The organism is Burkholderia multivorans ATCC BAA-247 (genome assembly GCF_000959525.1).
Taxonomy (GTDB): domain Bacteria; phylum Pseudomonadota; class Gammaproteobacteria; order Burkholderiales; family Burkholderiaceae; genus Burkholderia; species Burkholderia multivorans.
In genome coordinates this window covers 2,183,316-2,200,535 of record NZ_CP009831.1, presented here as the reverse complement: position 1 = coordinate 2,200,535, position 17,220 = coordinate 2,183,316, and the positions used below count along the sequence as shown (strand labels likewise).

The following is a 17,220-nucleotide window of genomic DNA, read 5'->3' as shown; positions in this document are numbered from 1 at the left end:
CGCGTGGGGCCGCGATCGCCGCGTGTGCCCCGTGCGGCGGGGGCTGCGCGCACGGCGGCGTCGGCGCGCGGCGGCCGATGCGGCGGCCTTTGCCGTGCGCCGGCGGCCGACAGACGGTTACGAAATTTACATCTTTCCGGCCGCGCCAGCGCATCCGCGCCGCCGCCGCGCGCCGCCGCATGCCGTCGCGTGCGGCACGTAAGCGCGGCACGTGCCGGTACAATGCAGCGATTCGCGCGGCGCGGATGGCCGCGACAACAACAGACGACAAGACAGGAGACGCATCACGATGGCTTCAACGGACAGCATCCCGCAGGCGCCGGCCCGATCCCCGCTGATCGACGCCGGCACGATTTCGGCCCGCCTCGACCGGCTGCCGCCGACGCGCAGCGTGTGGAAGCTCGTCGTGCTGCTGAGCCTCGGCTTCTTCTTCGAACTCTACGATCTGCTGTACAGCGGCTACGTCGCGCCCGGTCTCGTGAAAAGCGGGATCCTCAGCGCGACGACGCACGGGCTGTTCGGCACGACGGGCGTCGCGAGCTTCATCGCCGCGCTGTTTTCGGGGCTGTTCGTCGGCACGATCGCCTGCGGCTTTCTCGCCGATCGCTTCGGGCGCCGTGCGATCTTCACGTGGTCGCTGCTGTGGTACACGGCCGCGAACGTCGTGATGGCGTTTCAGGACACCGCGACGGGGCTGAATTTCTGGCGCTTCGTCGTCGGGCTGGGCCTCGGCGTCGAGATGGTGACGATCGGCACGTACATCTCCGAGCTCGTGCCGAAGCAGATTCGCGGCCGCGCGTTCGCGTGCGAGCAGGCGGTCGGTTTCGTCGCCGTGCCGGTGGTCGCGTTCCTCGCGTATCTGCTCGTGCCGCGCGCGCCGTTCGGCCTCGACGGCTGGCGCTGGGTCGTGCTGATCGGCGCGCACGGCGCGATCTTCGTCTGGTGGATTCGCCGCGAACTGCCGGAAAGCCCGCGCTGGCTCGCGCAGCAGGGCCGGCTCGACGAAGCCGATCGCGTGATGCGTGCGCTCGAAGCGAAGGTCGAGGCCGAATACGGGCGGCCGCTGCCGGCGCCCGCCCCGGCGGAGCCGGTTGCCGAACGCGGCAGCTTCCGCGACATGTGGGTGCCGCCGTATCGTAGCCGCACGATCATGATGACGATCTTCAACGTGTTCCAGACGGTCGGCTTCTACGGGTTCGCGAACTGGGTGCCGACGCTGCTGATCAAGCAGGGGATCACGATCACGTCGAGCCTGATGTATTCGAGCGTGATCGCGCTCGCCGCGCCGATCGGCCCGCTGATCGGGCTCGTGATCGCGGACCGCTTCGAGCGCAAGTCGGTGATCGTCGCGATGGCGGCGACGGTGCTCGTCTGCGGGCTGCTGTTCAGCCAGACGACGATCGGCGCGCTGCTGATCGTGCTCGGCATCGGCCTGACGCTCGCGAGCAACATCATGTCGTACAGCTTCCATGCGTATCAGGCCGAGCTGTTCCCGACGTCGATCCGTGCGCGCGCGGTCGGCTTCGTCTACTCGTGGAGCCGCTTCTCGGCGATTTTCTCGTCGTTCGTGATTGCCGCGGTGCTCAAGGGCTTCGGCACGGTCGGCGTGTTCGCGTTCATTGCGGGCGCGATGGCGATCGTGATGGCCGCGATCGGCATCATGGGGCCGCGCACGAAGGGCATCGCGCTCGAAGCGATCTCGCGATGAGACGGTGCGCGCGGCACGGTCACGCGTTGAAACAACCGTAACGAAACGCAAATCCGCGGCGAAACGGGCGCCGCGTCGCTGCCGATTTCGCCGTGCACGCGTAGAATCGTAGCCCTGACGACTCATTAGCTCACCATCGGACCGGGCGCGCGGCATCGGCGCACGGCTTCCGCCGCGAAGAGGCGTCGACATCGCGCGCATTGCGTCGCGCCGACCGTCTCGATGGCTTTTCGCGCAATGCGTGCCGCTCGCCCTGCGCGAGCGCCGGCCCGGCCGATGGTCAACGACCGCATGATGCTTTCCGACCTGACGCGGCGAGTTGCTCGACCGCGTCGCCGTACCCTCGCAGTGGCCGCCTGCATGTGGCTCGCTGCCGTCCCGTCCCTGTCCGTCGTCGCGCCGTCTGCCACGTGGGCTGCGTCCGATACGCCGTCGTCCGCGACGGCGGGATCGTCGCCGGCCGCTTCGGCGGCGCCCGCGGCTTCGCGTCCCCATGCCGAAAGCGGAGCGTCCGGTGCGTCGGCCGCTTCGGCCGCGCCCGCAGCTTCGCGTCCGCATGCGGCAAGCGGTGCATCGGCGGCCGCGCCGGCGCCCACCGCGTCCACCGCGTCCACCGCGTCCGGCGCGTCCGGCGCATCCGGCGCGACACCCGCATCGGCCGCATCCGAAACGCCGGCCAGCGAGGCGGCACCGACGCCGCCGCGCCGGCATCCGCCGCTGTCCGCCCACGAAGCCGAAAGCGCGACGGCCCGCGCGCTCGACATGCGCAAGCGCTTCGCGCAGGAAGTCACGCGTCGCCTGAACGTGCCCGCGAACGAACAGCGCGCGTACGGCGAACGGCTTCAGCGCGCACTCGCCGCCGCCGATCTCGCGGATCTGGCCGGCGAATACGTGGCGATGGTCGATCGCGCGCCGAACGTGCAGGCGCTGTTCATCTACTTCCGCGCGACGCCCGCGAACGCGTGGCTGCTGATCGGCGCCGCGCCGGTCGCGACGGGGCTGCCGGGCCAGTACGATCACTTCCTGACGCCGCTCGGCGTGTTCCATCATTCGCCGGACCACATGGACTTCCGCGCGGAAGGCACGACGAACGAGAACGGCATTCGCGGCTACGGCCACCGCGACATGCGCATCTTCGACTTCGGCTGGATCGACGGCGAGCGTGGCTGGGGCAAGGGCGGCAAGTCGGCGATGCGCTTTCAGATGCATGCGACCGATCCCGATCGGCTGGAGCCGCTGCTCGGCATCCGCCACTCGAAGGGCTGCGTGCGGATTCCCGCGTCGCTCAACACGTTCCTCGACCGGCACGGAATTCTCGACGACGACTATCAGGCGCGCGTCGAGGCCGGCAAGTCGCTGTGGGTGCTGCGCGGCGACCGCGAGATCTCGCCGATCGCCGGCCGCTATCTGGTCGTGATCGACAGCGCGCGCAAGACGCGCCCGGCGTGGTCGCCGCTGCCGGGCCGCGGCGCGTGGTCGAAGCTGCCGAAGGGCGGCGATACGGCGGACTGACGCGCTAGCGGAACAGTCGCAGCCAGTCGAACAGGCCCGGATGCACGCGCCGCTTCGGCGCGGATGCCGGCGCGGCGCGCGGGCGGAAATCGGGCGAGAGCTGCGCGTGCGGATCGATCGCGCGTGCACGCAGCGCGTCGACATAGAACGCACCGACGATCGGCAACGCGCTGTGCGCGCCCGCACCCCAGTAGTCGCTGCGCAGCGTCACGCTGCCGTCGTCGAAGCCGACCCACGCACCCGCGACGAGCTGCGGATGCATCAGGATGAACCAGCCGTCCGCGTTGTCCTGCGTCGTGCCGGTCTTGCCGGCCACGTCGCCGCGAATCCCGTAACGCGTGCGGATGTCGGCGCCCGTGCCGCGGTCGACGACGTCGCGCATCACGTCGACGAGCGTGAGCGCCGCGTCGGCCGGCAGGGCGCGCTGCGGTGGCGCGTCAGCGAAGCGCGCGAGCACCTTGCCGTTGCGATCCTCGATCTGCGTGATCGCCTGCGGCGCGACATAGACGCCGCGGTTCGCGATCGTCGCGTACGCGGACACCATCTCCTTCAGCGTGACGGGGCTCGTGCCGAGCGCGAGCGACGGCACCGCCTCGAGCGGGCTGTCGCGCACGCCCATCGCGCGCGCGAGCCGCGCGACCTTCGCCGCGCCTTCGCGCTGCATCAGCTGTGCGGTGATCCGGTTGCGCGACAGCGCGAGCGCATCGCGCAGCGTCATGGGCGCGCCGGTCGGCGGCTCCGCGTCGGTGGGGCGCCACACAGTGCCATCGCCGAGCGCAATCGCGACGTCGCGATCGACGAACGTGTCGCTCGGCCGGGCGCCGTCCGCGAACGCGGCGCCGTAGACGAACGGCTTGAACGTCGAGCCCGGCTGGCGCCGCGCCTGCTCGACGTGGTCGAACGGCTCGTCGCCGAAATCGGGGCTGCCGACCCACGCGCGGATCGCGCCGTTGCGCGGATCGATCGCGACGAAGCCGGCCTGCACCTGTGTCTTGCGTTCGCACAGCGCGCGCACGAAGGCGCGGTTCGCGCCGAGCTGCGTCAGTGCCGCCGCATCGGTGAGCCCCGCGTCGCGCGCGTCGCGGTAATCGGGCGTCTGCCGGATGAAGCCGCGGAACAGCGCGTTGCGCAGCCCGCATCCCGACGGGCCGCGCCAGGCGGCGTCGGCGACGGCCTGCAAGCGGTCGGTCTGCTGGACGAGCGCGCGCGTGGCCATCTGCTGCAGACGCGCGTCGAGCGTCGTGCGGATCACGAGACCGTCGGAGTACAGATCGTAGTCGTGGCTGTCGGCCCACGCGATCAGCCATTTGCGGACCTGCACCGCGAAATGCGGCGCGAGGCCCGGCTCGGCCGTCTGCCGTTCGAAGTCGACGCGCAGCGGCCGGCGCTGCAGCCGCGCCAGTTCGCTCGCCGACAGCATGCCGGCCTTCGCCATCTGCTCGAGCACGACGTTGCGGCGCTGCAATGCGCGCTCGGGATTGAGCACCGGGTTGTAGTAGCTGTTGCCCTTCAGCATCCCGACGAGCGTCGCGCTTTCGACGACGTCGAGCTGGTCCGCGGATTTCCCGAAGTAGGTCCGCGCGGCCATCTCGACGCCGTACGCGTTGTAGAGGAACGGCACCGTGTTCAGATATGTCTCGAGAATCTCGGCCTTGCTGTACACCATCTCGATCTTGAACGCAGTGACGAGCTCTTTCAGTTTGCGCGTGAGCGTCGGCGCGCGGCCGACTTCGTCCGGATAGAGATTGCGCGCGAGCTGCTGCGTGATCGTCGAGCCGCCCTGGCGCTCGCCGCCGAACGTGTGCAACGCGGCCGCGAGCGTGCGGCGCCAGTCGATGCCGTGGTGCGCGTAGAAGCGGCGATCCTCGGTCGCGATCAACGCGTCGACCGCGTGCGGCGAAATCAGCTTCAACGGCACCCATTCGCGGTTGACCGGCCGGAACTCCGCGATCAGCTTGCCGTCGGCCGACAGCACGCGTGCGGGCCGCTCGATGCGTGCCTTGCGGATGTCGCCGATGCTCGGCGTGAACGGCACGAACGCGAGCAGCACCAGCACCGCGAGCGTCGGTATCGCGGCGAGCGTCAACGCAATGCCGCGGCGCGTCGGATGGCGAAGCGCGTGTGCGGCGCCGCGCAGCGCTGCGCGCAGGCGGGCCGCGCAGCCGGCGGCGAACGGCGCGACGCGCGCGCGGCAGCGCGCCAGTGCGAGGCGAAGGAACGACACGAAGCGATTCACGGCGGAAGGGCGGAAAAAGCCGCGATGCTAGCAAACGCGCGCGCGGCGAATGCGGCGCAAACGGCGTTTCGCTTGCAGGATTTACAGACGATTACGTTTGTTGCGCGCCGACAACCTTTCCGCGGTGCCATGCACGTATCGGTGCGCGACCCGGCACGCGATTTACCGCGCGCGTCGGCGGCGCGCCGCGCCGGCGGCCTCGACGATCACTTCGGCGAGCCGCTGCGCCGCGGCTTCCATCCGGGCGCGGCCGAATCCGCCGAACCCGAGCACGAGGCCGGGCCGCGCGGTGCCCGGCGCGAACATCGGCGAAACCGCGCGCACCGCGATGCCGGCGTCGGCCGCGCGTGCGACGACGTCGAGATCGTCGATGCCGTCGGCGAGCCACAGTACGACATGCATGCCCTGATCGCCGGGCTGCACCCAGGCGAGCGCGCGCGGCAGCCGTGCGCCGAGTGTGTCGATCAGCAGCGTGCGCTGTTCCGCATAGACGCCGCGCACGCGACGGATGTGCCGGTCGAGATGGCCTTCGGCGATGAACGCAGCGAGCACGTACTGATCGGCGGTCGGCGCATGACGATCCATCAGCACGCGTGCGCCGCAGAACGCGGGCACCAGATCGTCCGGCGCGATCACGTAGCCGAGCCGCAGCGATGGAAACAGCACCTTGCTGAACGTGCCGAGATAGACGACGCGCTCGGGGTCCAGCCCCTGCAGCGACGGAAACGGATGGCCTTCATAGCGCAGCTCGCTGTCGTAGTCGTCTTCGACGATCCACGCGCGATGCGCGCGCGCCCAGGCGAGCAGCGCATTGCGCCGCGCCATGCTCATCGGCATCCCGAGCGGATACTGGTGCGACGGCGTCACGAACGCGACGCGCGCATCGGGCGCTGCGCGCATGCCGGCGTCGACGTCGATGCCGTCCGCATCGACGGGCACGCGCACCATCGCGTCGCGGCGGCCCGTGCTGTCGAGCAGCGCCGTGATGCCGCGGTAAGCGGGATTCTCGACCCACGCGCGATCGTGTGCGCCGAGCAGGACCTGCGTCGCCAGATGGAGCCCCTGTTGCGTCCCGCTCGTGATCACGACCTGATCGGCTTCGCAGCGCACCGAGCGCGAGCGGCGCACGTAATCGGCGATCGCTGCGCGCAGCGGCAGCGCGCCTTGCGGATCGGCGTAGCCGGACGGCGCGCCCGCGCCGCGTGCGCGCAGCCGGTTGCCGAGGCGGCGCCATACGTCGTCGGGCGCGGTGAGGCCAGCCGGCACCGAGATCGCGAACGGCGCGGGCGGCAACGGCCGGAACTCCTGCGCGATGCGCGCGAACGTCGCGGCCGGCTCCGGCAGCCCCGTGCGAGTGCGCGGCCGGCGCACGGCCGAACGCGCGGGCGGCGGCGCGGCCAGCGCATGCGCGACGCGCGTGCCGGCGCCGGCGCGCGACTCGAGAAAGCCTTCGGCGACAAGCTGCGCATACGCGTCGACGACGGTGCCGCGTGCGACCTGCAGCGATGCCGCCAGCAGACGCGTGGACGGCAGCGTGTCGCCGGGCCGGACGTCGCCGCGACGCACGGCTTCGCGCAGCGCCTGCGCGAGCTGGCGGCTCAGGTCGCCGGTCGCGCGATCGAGCGCGCCGAGCGACGGGATGTCGACGATCCGCGCCGTTCTTGCCATGATTCTGGTCTACCAAAATTGTTCGAAACCGGCTCTACAGCATAAACCAGTTTGCAGCCACAATCGGCGCATTGCGCAAGCCGCGCGACGGGCGTGCCGTGAGCCGCATCCCGCCGGCCCGCGCGTCGTCCGAAGAATCCTGTCCGATCGTGGAGCCGCCGCATGTATGTCCCTGCCGATTTCGCCGAATCCCGCCCCGACGTGCTGCGCGAGCTGATCGTGCGCCATCCGTTCGGCAGCCTGATCACGCACGGGAAAGACGGGCTCGACGCGAACCACCTCCCGTTCGAATGGCTGCCCGGCGACGGCGGCCTCGGCGAGCTGCACGCGCATGTCGCGCGCGCGAATCCGGTGTGGCAGGCGGTCGCGAACGGCGACGACGTGCTCGTGATCTTCCACGCGGGCGACGCATACATCTCGCCGAACTGGTATCCGAGCAAGCATGCGACGCACCGCCAGGTGCCGACGTGGAACTACGTGGTCGTGCATGCGCACGGCCGCATTACGGTGCGCGACGACGAGAAGTTCGTGCGCGGTGTCGTCGCGCGGCTCACGCGCACGCACGAGGCATCGCAGCCGGTGCCGTGGAAGATGGGCGACGCGCCGTCCGACTATCTCGAGGCGATGCTGCAATCGATCGTCGGCCTGCAGATCGAGATCACGCGGCTCGTCGGCAAGCGCAAGCTCGGGCAGAACAAGGCGGCCGCCGATATTCGGGGCGCAGGCGAAGCGCTGGTCGCGAGCGGGAACGTCGCGATCGGCGGCGCGATGCTCGCGGCGGCCGACGCGAAACGCGAATGACGCGTTCGCCGATCACGGACGGGCATCGGCCGCAAGCGCTCATGCACGTGCTCGTGCACGCGTGCGCCGGGCGACGCTACTGCGTGCGCGTCGCGTCCTTCGCACGTTCGCCGGCTTGCGCCAGCGCGGCCCGAATCGCGGCCTCCGTCTTGTCGTACGCGCCTTCGCCGTACCGCGTATAGACGATCTTGCCGTTCGCATCGATCAGATACAGCGCGGGCCAGTACTGGTTGCCGTACGCGCGCCACGTGTCGTAACGGTTGTCCTGCGCGACCGGATAGCGGATGCCGAAGCGCGCAATCGCGTCGGCGACGTTTTTCGCGTCGCGTTCGAACGGATACTCGGGCGTATGCACACCGACGACGACGAGCCCTCGATCGCGGTATTTCCGGTACCAGTCGTTGACGTACGGAATCGTATGAATGCAGTTGATGCACGAGTACGTCCAGAAGTCGACGAGCACGACCTTGCCGCGTAACTGGTCGAGCGTGAGCGGCGCGCTGTTGTGCCAGCGGTCGATGCCGGCGAACTCGGGCGCGCGCGAGCCGGCGAACGAGGCCATCGTGCCCGCCTCGTCGCGTGTGCCGGCGAACGCGGCGAGGCCGGCCGTGGCGGCGAGGGCGATCACGAAGGCGGCGGTCCTGAATCGGGGCAGCATGGCGTTTCTCCGGTGCGGCCGGCTGCTGCGCGCGGGCGCCGGCCGGTCGGGTTGCGATAGCCGTCATTGGGCCGCTGCGACGTATCTGCGATGTGTCCGGCGAGCCGCGCGTGTGCAATGTTGTGTGTCGCGACGGCGGCGCGATACAGTGCGATACAAACGCGCCGGTTCGCCGCGGTATAAAGGCGGACATCGCCCCGCCGCCCTTCACGAGTACGACACCGATCCATGGACAAGCCCGACCACATGCTGATCGTCGACGACGATCGCGCCATTCGCGAACTGATCGCGGACTATCTCGAGAAGAACGGCATGCGCGTGTCGCTGGCCGCGAACGGGCGCGAGATGCGCAGCGTGCTCGACGACGGCGCGCCCGACCTGATCGTGCTCGACCTGATGCTGCCGGGCGAGGACGGCCTGGCGCTGTGCCGCGATCTGCGCGCCGGCAAATTCCGCACGGTGCCGGTGCTGATGCTGACCGCGCGCAGCGAGGAAACCGACCGGATCGTCGGCCTCGAAATGGGTGCGGACGACTATCTCGCGAAGCCGTTCGCGGTGCGCGAACTGCTCGCGCGGATCCGTTCGGTGCTGCGCCGCGCGCGGATGCTGCCGCCCGGCATGCAGGTGACGGAGACGGCCGGCATGCTCGCCTTCGGCGAATGGCGGCTCGACACGGCGGGGCGCCATCTGCTCGATGCGGAAGGTACGCTCGTCGCGCTGAGCGGCGCCGAATACCGGTTGCTGCGCGTATTTCTCGATCATCCGCAGCGCGTGCTGACGCGCGATCAATTGCTGAATCTCACGCAGGGCCGCCAGTCGGATCCGTTCGACCGCTCGATCGACCTGCTCGTGAGCCGGCTGCGCCAGCGACTGCGCGACGGCGCGCGCGAGCCGCGCTACATCAAGACGCTGCGCAACGAAGGCTACGTGTTCTCGTCGGCCGTCACCGCGATCGAAGGCACATCGTGAACGCGCGCATCCCGTGGCATTGGCCGCGCTCGCTGTTTGCGCGGCTCGCGCTGATTCTGTGCGTGGGGCTCGCGCTCGCGCAGACGCTGTCGTTCTGGCTCACCGTCACCGAACGCGATCAGGCGACGACCAACCTGATGATGGGCTACATCGAGCGCGAAGTCGCGAGCTCGGTCGCGCTGCTCGATCATCTGCCGCCCGACGAGCGTGCCGCGTGGCTGCCGCGTCTCGCGCGACGCAGCTATACGTTCATCCTCGGGCCCGGCGAAACCGGTACGCCGCCGGAGGCGCGGCTGTCGGCGCGCGTCGAGCGGTCGATCTCGGACGGCATCGGCGGCCGGTATCCGCTGACCGCGAACGCGATTCCCGGCGATCGCGAACATCTGCAAGTGCATCTGCGGCTGAGCGACGGCTCGCCGCTCACGATCGACATTCATCCGATGTCGACGGTGCCGCTGTCCGACTGGCTGCCGGCCGTGCTCGCGCTGCAGCTCGCGGTGCTGGCCGCGTGCTGCTGGCTCGCGGTGCGGCTCGCGACGCGGCCGCTCAAGCAGCTCGCACTCGCCGCCGACGCGCTCGGCCCCGACCTGAAGGGCGAGCGGCTCAGCGAGGACGGACCGTCCGAAGTCGCACGCGCGGCGCGCGCATTCAACGCGATGCAGGATCGCATCGCGCAGTACATGACCGAACGGATGCAGATCCTCGCATCGATCTCGCACGATCTGCAGACGCCGATCACGCGGATGCGACTGCGCGTCGACGTGATGGACGACGATGCGCAAGGCGCGAAGCTGCGGCAAGACCTGATCGAGATGGAGCATCTGGTGAAGGAGGGCGTCGCGTATGCGCGTACGCTGCACGGCTCCGACGAGGCGGCGCGCCGCATCGATCTCGATGCGCTGCTCGACAGCATCGTCTGCGATTACGTCGATGCGGGGCAGGACGTCGCGCTGCACAGCCGCGCGCCGCTTGCGCTCGTCACGCGGCCGAAGGCGCTGCGCCGGATCGTCGGCAATCTCGTCGACAACGCGCTGAAGTTCGCGGGTGCAGCCGAGATCGACGTGCAGCCGGCGCCGGACGGCGGCGCGGTGATCGTCGTGCGCGACCGCGGGCCCGGCATTCCGGACGATCAGCTCGACGCGGTGTTCGAACCGTTCCGCCGTGTGGAGACGTCGCGCAATCGCGAGACGGGCGGCACGGGCCTCGGCCTCGCGATCGCGCGCCAGCTCGCGCTCGCGATGGGCGGCACGCTGACGCTGAGCAATCGGCAGGATGGCGGTGGCGGACTCGATGCGCGGCTGACGCTCGTGAATGCGGCGGCGTAGCGAACGCATGGCGTGTGGCCGGTCGCTTTAGCGTTCCGGCGCGGCGCGGCCGCGTCGCGCGTGCGGGAACAGACGGGCGACAGGCCTTCGGATGGCGTTTGCGCCTATCAGCAGCGGCCGGTGCGCAGCGCGACGGTCCAGTCGTCGCGCCCGCGCGCCGCTGCCGTCGCGGCGGCGGTGTCCCAGTCGTAGTCGACCGCATGGAATTCGGCGTGCCAGCCGGCCGCCGTGCGCGACACCATTGCGTAGCGCGCATGCGGCGTGCCGTTTTCGATCCGGTGCGGATGCGGATGATCGTCCGCGTACGCCTGCAATCCGACGCTGCCGGGATTCACGATCAGCCGGCCGTCTTCGAGTGTCGCGGCGCGCGGCACGTGCGTGTGGCCGCACAGGATCAGCGGCGCCGTTTCGTTGCCCGCGCGTTGCGCGATCTCGTCCGGCGTCGCCGCGCGGCAGCCGTCGGGCGTCACCGTTTCGAGGAAATAGACGAGGTCGCTGGCCGGCGTGCCGTGCACCATCAGCACGTCGTCGTCGAGCATCAGCCGCGGCGGCAGCGCGGCGATCCACGCGAGATGCGCATCGCGCAGCGTGTCGCGCGCCCAGCGATCGGACAGCCGCAGCGATTCGCGATCGTCGCTCAGCAACTGCCGCTCGTGATTGCCCTTGATCGTCGGCAGGTCGAGCGCGATCAGCCGGTCGGCCGTTTCGGCCGGATGCAGCGCGCCCGACACGATGTCGCCGAGATTCACGATCACGTCGGCGCCGCGGCGGCGGATGTCCGCGAGCACCGCGTCGAGCGCGGCGAGGTTGCCGTGGATGTCGGACAGCGCGGCGATTTTCATGGCAGGCGTCGGAAAGGGGGGCGCGACGATTGTCGCGAATTCGGCGTGTGCCGTCCAATCGGCGATGCGCGCGATGCCGGGCAGCGACTGCGCTGCGCTCAGGCGGTGTCGGTTGCGAGGCGGGCGTACATCGCGAAATCGCCCGGCACGCCTCGCACCATCCTGTACGCGCGCAGCAGCCCTTCGTAGCGGTAGCCGCATTTTTCCAGCACGCGCGCAGAGCGTATGTTGTCGGTCAGCACGACGCCCTGCATGCGCATGAAGCCGCCTTCGGCGAATGCCCAGGCCGTCACGCTCGCACACACTGCACGCGCGATGCCGCGGCCCCAATGCGTGGGCGCGAGGTCGTACGCGATTTCGGCGCAACGGTTGGCCGTGGAGACCGTATGCAGCCCGATCGTTCCGACGAGGGCGCCCGAAGTGTCGTCGACGATCGCGAGCCGGCGAATCGAATCGGGATCGGACGACTCGAGGCCGTCGAACAAGGGCAGCAAATCGTTGCGCGAACGCAAATTCCAGCTCGTGTGGCGGACGACGTCCGGCATCGACAGGTAGGCGAACCATGCGTCGAGGTCGGCGCGGTCGAGTTGCCTGACGGACAGGCCCGGAAAGCCGGAAGCGGGCGGCGTGTCGATCTTCATTTCATCGCGCCCGTTTCGAGCGACGCCATGCGCACGCTTGCGGCCCGGCGCGGCACCGCACAGGCTGAACGTCCGGCCGCGGCCGGCGGAGTCGTTGCTTGCATGAACGGCGCTCCACTCGCTGGTATGGGGCGATTATCGATCCTCCGTTAGCCCCGGGGCATTTCTGCCGCGCCGCAGACTATCTCTATTTTCGAAATAAACTTTTTTAATTATTGCCCTTTCGACGGGAACCGGTTCCAACTACGATGGCGGCCGCACCGGGCATGCCCGATGCGCGATCGCGCGCCTGCGCGCGTCGATGCGTGCGGCACGCCGGCGACTCGCAGCGCCGCGCGACTACTCGCCGGCCGTCCGCCCCGGGCGGCCGAACACAGCTACAACAACGGGCCCGAGCCCGGAGACATCACAATCATGAACAAGCAACTGATCGCAGCGCCGCTGCTCCTCTCGCTCGCGGGCCTCGCATCCGCGCAAAGCTCCGTCACGCTGTACGGGATCGTCGATGCGGGCGTGACGTATCGCAGCAACGAGCGCGTCGGCACGCCGGGCGCGTACACCGGGCACTCGAACGTCGGCTTGACGACCGGCAACCTGTCCGGCAGCCGCTGGGGCATCAAGGGCAGCGAGGATCTCGGCGGCGGCCTGCGCGCGCTGTTCGTGCTCGAGAACGGTTTCGACATCACGAACGGCACGTCCGGGCAAGGCGGACGCCAGTTCGGCCGGCAGGCGTTCGTCGGCGTCGGGAGCGACCGTTACGGCTCGATCACGCTCGGCCGCCAGTACACGTCGCTCGACGACTTCGTGAGCCCGGTCGGCCCGTCGTCGTTCATCGGCGGCTTCGGCGCGCATCCGGGCGACATCGACGATCTCGACCAGACCGCGCGCGTCGACAGCTCGATCAAGTACACGAGCGCGAACTATGCGGGCTTCACGTTCGGCGCGCTGTACGGCTTCGGCGGCCAGCCGGGCAGCATGAAGCAGCGCAATACGTGGAGCGTCGGCGCAGCCTATGCGGCGGGGCCGCTGCGTGTGGGCGTCGGCTACGAGCGTTCGGACAACAGCAAGACGGGCGCGACCGACACGACGCTCGGCAAGTGGCAGAGCACCGACGACGGCCTGTTCAACTCGTCGATCAACGAAGGCTATGCGAGCGCGCAATCGCAGCAGATCATCGCGACCGGCGCGACGTACGACTTCGGGCCGGCGGTGGTCGGCGTGAACTACAGCAACGTGCAGTACCGCAGCGGCGACCGCTCGCTGTTCAGCGGCCACGCGACGTTCAACGTGGCCGGCGTGTTCGCGCGCTGGAACGTGCGCCCGCAGACGCAGCTGTTCGCGGGCTACAGCTACACGCGCGGCAGCGACGTCGACGGTATCGACGATCGCGCGCAGTACCACAACGTGACGCTCGGCGCCGTCTACGACCTGTCGAAGCGCACCAGCGTCTATCTGCTCGGCGCGTACCAGCATGCGTCGGGGATGACGCTCGACGCGCTCGGCCGGCCGGTGGCCGCGACCGCGTCGGTGTCGGACAAGGCGAACGGCCATTCGTCCGATACGCAGTCTCAGGCGATCGTCAGCCTCGGGTTGCGTCAGCGGTTCTGACGCGGCGCGTAGCGTCGAACCCTTCCGATCGCCGGCGCGGCGCGCGGCTCGTCGACACGAGCCGCGCCACGCCGGTTCATTCTCCGCTCTCCGCCGCGCCCGCGGCGGACATCGTGCGACCGCGCGTGCGCGGCACGCACCGCTCCCGTTGCCGGCATTGCCGTGTCGCTTCCGGCGCTCCGGACGATATTTTTTCTTTCATTCGAATTTCTGTCTGTAATCATCGATGCGTTGCCACGGCAATTCAGTTGGATGCGCACGCATCAGAAAAATTGACGCATTTCCATTGAAAGAGTCGGCAGAAAATTCCGTAAGAAATTAAACGGCACAATTGCATGAGAAAGACCGCGCGAATTCGGCATTGCGTCGGCCCGAACGACCATTGCGCCGCGCGAAGCCGCGGTCTCCTGATGGTAAAAAATGAATGAGATAATTCGCGTCGGCAAAAAAATGGTTTTTGCAGTATCACGAATATCGGATGTCCGTCGATTGATAGTGTCGAAACTGATGCGTTTTTAGGGGAAATCGTTCATGTCGATGAAACAAATCCGCGCGGCATTGATTGTAATGTGCATGATCCTGCTCGCGCCGGTCGCGCATGCGCAGACGCCATACACGACCGACTGGCTCGCGAACACGTTCGGCACACTGGCCGCCCACGTCGGCAACGGCGCGCGCTCGATGTGGGTCGCGCCCGAAGGCGTGATCTATACGGCCTCGCGCTGGGACGAAAACGCGGGCGGCGTCGCGATCTACCAGAACGGGCAGTCGCTCGGCACGATCGGCATCCACGACGAATTCCAGGGCGGCGCGATCACGGGCAACGCGACGTCGCTGTTCGTCGCCCTCGGCTACAACCGTACGTTCGGCAGCGGCTCGGTCGGCCGCTACAACCGCAGCACCAACGCGCGCGATCTGCGCATTCCGGTCAGCACGTGGACGGGCATTCAGTACGCCGACGTCATCACAGGCCTCGCGACGGCCGGCAATCTGCTGTATGCGAGCGACTTCTACGGGAATCGCGTGCGCGTCTATACGACCGACGGCGTGTGGCAGCGCGACATCGGCGTGCAAGGGCCGGGCGCGCTCGCGATCGATGCGGCGGGCAATCTGTGGGTCGCGCGCATGAGCGCGGGCGTGGTCGTCCAGTTCAGCCCGACCGGCACGCAGATGAACACGATCCAGATGGCGGCCGGGGCGCGGCCGTCGTCGCTGTATTTCGACGCATCGACCGGGCAGTTGATGGTGGGCGATCAAGGGCCCGACATGAACATCAAGATCTACGCGCTCATCGGCGTGCCGCTGCAGATCGGCACCTTCGGCGTGCAGGGCGGCTATCTGAACACGACGACGGGCGTCAAGGGGCAGGTCGGCGACAAGCGCTTCACGCGCGTGGTCGGCATCGGCAAGGATGCGGCCGGCAATCTGTACGTGCTGAACAACGCGTGGGGCGGCGGCTGGGATCTCGGGCGCAACGGCAGCACCGACATCCACGCATACAGCCCGACCGGCGCGCTGCAATGGAAACTGCAGGCGCTGAACTTCGAGGGCGCCGCCGCTCCCGATCCGGCGACCGACGGTGCGTTCTTCTATAGCGGCAACAACGTCTATACGGGCACGGCGGGCGGCACGTTCGTCGCGAATACGATCGATCCGTTCACCTATCCGAAGGACCCGCGCCTCGACATGAACGACTATCAGCGCGGTCAGCATTTCGGGCAGCTCGTGACGGTCGGCGGCAACCGGATTCTGGTCGCGTCCGGTCAGAATCCCGGCAACTTCAACTTCTATCACTTCAATCCGGCGAGCGGCTACATCGCGATTCCCGACGGCTCGATTCCCGGCAAGCCGTTCAACACGAGCCTGCAGGTGACGGCCGGCTTCGCGATCGACGGCAACGGCGACGTGTGGGCCGGGCTCGACCGCACCAACAACATCTCGCACTACCCGATGACGGGTTTCGACGCGAACGGCAAGCCTTCGTGGGGTGCGCCCGAGCAGATCCAGATTCCGCGTTCGGTGCTGCCGCTCACGCGCATCATCTACCAGTCCGACAGCGACACGATGATCCTTGCGCAGGGCATTTCGGGCAGTTGGGACTGGACCGCGATGAACGGCCATATCGAGATCTATCGAGGCTGGAAAGCGGGCAACAAAACTACGCCGAGCCTCGCGATCGACCTGACGAGCGCAAACCCGAAGTCGATCGCGGCGGCCGGCCATTATCTGTTCGTCGGCTACGTGCACACGGTGCCGAACATCGACGTGTACGACCTGAACACGGGCGGCCTCGTCACGACGCTGACGAACTCGAACCCATCGGCGATGGATGTCGGCAACGACGTCGACTCGATGTACGGCATTCGCGCCTATCTGCGCTCGACCGGCGAATACGTGATCACGAAGGACAATTACAACGGCTCGAGTCTCGTCGTGTACCGCTGGCGGCCGTGACGGACGGCGCGGGCGATTGTCGACGGCAGGCCTGACGCACCGACCTATTCTCGTTCCGGCGACGCTTCCAGCCGCTTCATCGCCTCCGCGACCTCGTTCCTGAACCGCACGAGCGCGGCCTGCTCGGGCGCGGGCGGCTGCACGGCCGCCCAGAGCATGTCGATCAGCTGCGTCGCGGTCGTTTCCGTATCGAGCTTGCGGTGCCCGAGGATCGCGTCCCACAGCACGTGCTCGATCGGGCCGAACACCATCGAGCGCAGCAGGCTCAGCGGCATGTCGCGACGCACCTGCCCGGCCGCCTGGCCGCGCGCGAGCACGCTCATCAACGGCGCCGTGTAGCGGCGCTGCAGCGCGGTGAGCTCGTCGCTCAGCGCGTGCTGCTTCGCGCGACCTTCGGACAGCACCAGCGCGCACAGCCCCGTGCCGTTCACGAGCATCAGCCGCAGATGCGTACGCACGATGAACGCGAACTGCTGCTGCACGGTCGCCTCCTGCGGCATCCCGTGCTCGAACGCCGCGATGATTTCGTCATACCAGTCGGCGATCACGCGCGCGCACAGCTCGCGCTTGCCGCGGAAGTAACTGAACACGGTCGCCTCCGACACGCCGACGCGTTGCGCGATCTCGGCGGCCGTCGCGTGCTCGTAACCCTTTTCGGCGAACACGTCGCGCCCGGCCCGCAGGATGTCCTGCACGCGCTGCTGGGATTTGCGGCCGGCGGGCGCGCGCGGCGCGTCGGCGCGCTCGGCTTTGTCGGTGGCGGTCATGGTGCGGGCGGTAGCGGCTGTCATCTCCGCA

At 68.7% G+C, this 17,220-nt stretch carries 12 protein-coding genes and 1 pseudogene; 7 read left to right on the top strand and 6 right to left on the bottom strand.

The annotated features are described in order from the left end of the window. Positions 1–289 precede the first annotated feature (289 nt). Together NP80_RS11795 and NP80_RS31900 are read left to right on the top strand one after the other, a co-directional pair. The gene (locus tag NP80_RS11795) at positions 290–1,708 is read left to right on the top strand and encodes an MFS transporter (RefSeq protein WP_006405936.1); all 1,419 of its coding nucleotides are present in this window, start codon (positions 290–292) and stop codon (positions 1,706–1,708) included. A gap of 199 nt (positions 1,709–1,907) precedes the next feature. Next, positions 1,908–3,220: pseudogene (locus NP80_RS31900) on the top strand (hypothetical protein). A gap of 4 nt (positions 3,221–3,224) precedes the next feature. Here NP80_RS31900 and NP80_RS11785 read toward each other — a convergent pair. Next, positions 3,225–5,456: a penicillin-binding protein 1A gene (locus NP80_RS11785; protein ID WP_045593471.1), complete on the bottom strand. Its 2,232-nt coding sequence runs from the start codon at positions 5,454–5,456 to the stop codon at positions 3,225–3,227. Between the two features lie 162 nt (positions 5,457–5,618). Continuing rightward, entirely contained in the window at positions 5,619–7,124 is a 1,506-nt protein-coding gene (pdxR, locus tag NP80_RS11780) for a MocR-like pyridoxine biosynthesis transcription factor PdxR (protein WP_045593469.1), read from the bottom strand. A 162-nt stretch (positions 7,125–7,286) separates the two neighbouring features. On the opposite strand from pdxR, the gene NP80_RS11775 reads away from it, so the two are divergent. Then, positions 7,287–7,925, top strand: coding sequence for an FMN-binding negative transcriptional regulator (locus NP80_RS11775; protein WP_006405940.1), 639 nt, complete (start codon positions 7,287–7,289; stop codon positions 7,923–7,925). Between the two features lie 76 nt (positions 7,926–8,001). Here the strand turns inward: NP80_RS11775 and NP80_RS11770 are convergent, their stop codons facing one another. After that, positions 8,002–8,583, bottom strand: coding sequence for a thioredoxin family protein (locus NP80_RS11770; RefSeq protein WP_006410104.1), 582 nt, complete (start codon positions 8,581–8,583; stop codon positions 8,002–8,004). Positions 8,584–8,811: 228 nt separating this feature from the next. On the opposite strand from NP80_RS11770, the gene NP80_RS11765 reads away from it, so the two are divergent. Together NP80_RS11765 and NP80_RS11760 are read left to right on the top strand one after the other, a co-directional pair. Further along, positions 8,812–9,552: a response regulator gene (locus NP80_RS11765; RefSeq protein ID WP_006410090.1), complete on the top strand. Its 741-nt coding sequence runs from the start codon at positions 8,812–8,814 to the stop codon at positions 9,550–9,552. Then, positions 9,549–10,877: an ATP-binding protein gene (locus NP80_RS11760; RefSeq protein ID WP_006410101.1), complete on the top strand. Its 1,329-nt coding sequence runs from the start codon at positions 9,549–9,551 to the stop codon at positions 10,875–10,877. The genes NP80_RS11765 and NP80_RS11760 overlap by 4 nt, the downstream gene beginning before the upstream one ends. A 107-nt stretch (positions 10,878–10,984) precedes the next feature. On the opposite strand, the gene NP80_RS11755 is transcribed toward NP80_RS11760, so the two are convergent. Together NP80_RS11755 and NP80_RS11750 are read right to left on the bottom strand one after the other, a co-directional pair. Beyond that, the gene (locus tag NP80_RS11755) at positions 10,985–11,719 is read right to left on the bottom strand and encodes a metallophosphoesterase family protein (RefSeq protein ID WP_006410095.1); all 735 of its coding nucleotides are present in this window, start codon (positions 11,717–11,719) and stop codon (positions 10,985–10,987) included. 98 nt (positions 11,720–11,817) lie between these two features. Further along, positions 11,818–12,360: a GNAT family N-acetyltransferase gene (locus NP80_RS11750; RefSeq protein WP_006410099.1), complete on the bottom strand. Its 543-nt coding sequence runs from the start codon at positions 12,358–12,360 to the stop codon at positions 11,818–11,820. Positions 12,361–12,774: 414 nt separating this feature from the next. On the opposite strand from NP80_RS11750, the gene NP80_RS11745 reads away from it, so the two are divergent. Both NP80_RS11745 and NP80_RS11740 read left to right on the top strand, forming a co-directional pair. Further along, positions 12,775–13,968, top strand: a complete 1,194-nt coding sequence (locus NP80_RS11745) for a porin (protein ID WP_035946791.1) — start codon at positions 12,775–12,777, stop codon at positions 13,966–13,968. Positions 13,969–14,499: 531 nt separating this feature from the next. Further along, positions 14,500–16,422: an SMP-30/gluconolactonase/LRE family protein gene (locus NP80_RS11740; RefSeq protein ID WP_035946788.1), complete on the top strand. Its 1,923-nt coding sequence runs from the start codon at positions 14,500–14,502 to the stop codon at positions 16,420–16,422. Positions 16,423–16,466: 44 nt separating this feature from the next. Here NP80_RS11740 and NP80_RS11735 read toward each other — a convergent pair whose 3' ends face one another. Continuing rightward, positions 16,467–17,213, bottom strand: coding sequence for a TetR/AcrR family transcriptional regulator (locus NP80_RS11735; RefSeq protein WP_172488719.1), 747 nt, complete (start codon positions 17,211–17,213; stop codon positions 16,467–16,469). Between the last annotated feature and the right edge of the window lie 7 nt (positions 17,214–17,220).

Excerpts from the sequence above, each read along its gene's own strand:
- pdxR (WP_045593469.1), bottom strand. The coding sequence starts at position 7,124 with ATGGCAAGAACGGCGCGGATCGTCGACATCCCGTCGCTCGGCGCGCTC.
- NP80_RS11740 (WP_035946788.1), top strand. The coding sequence starts at position 14,500 with ATGTCGATGAAACAAATCCGCGCGGCATTGATTGTAATGTGCATGATC.
- NP80_RS11770 (WP_006410104.1), bottom strand. The coding sequence starts at position 8,583 with ATGCTGCCCCGATTCAGGACCGCCGCCTTCGTGATCGCCCTCGCCGCC.
- NP80_RS11750 (WP_006410099.1), bottom strand. The coding sequence starts at position 12,360 with ATGAAGATCGACACGCCGCCCGCTTCCGGCTTTCCGGGCCTGTCCGTC.
- NP80_RS11775 (WP_006405940.1), top strand. The coding sequence starts at position 7,287 with ATGTATGTCCCTGCCGATTTCGCCGAATCCCGCCCCGACGTGCTGCGC.
- NP80_RS11735 (WP_172488719.1), bottom strand. The coding sequence starts at position 17,213 with ATGACAGCCGCTACCGCCCGCACCATGACCGCCACCGACAAAGCCGAG.
- NP80_RS11795 (WP_006405936.1), top strand. The coding sequence starts at position 290 with ATGGCTTCAACGGACAGCATCCCGCAGGCGCCGGCCCGATCCCCGCTG.
- NP80_RS11755 (WP_006410095.1), bottom strand. The coding sequence starts at position 11,719 with ATGAAAATCGCCGCGCTGTCCGACATCCACGGCAACCTCGCCGCGCTC.
- NP80_RS11765 (WP_006410090.1), top strand. The coding sequence starts at position 8,812 with ATGGACAAGCCCGACCACATGCTGATCGTCGACGACGATCGCGCCATT.
- NP80_RS11745 (WP_035946791.1), top strand. The coding sequence starts at position 12,775 with ATGAACAAGCAACTGATCGCAGCGCCGCTGCTCCTCTCGCTCGCGGGC.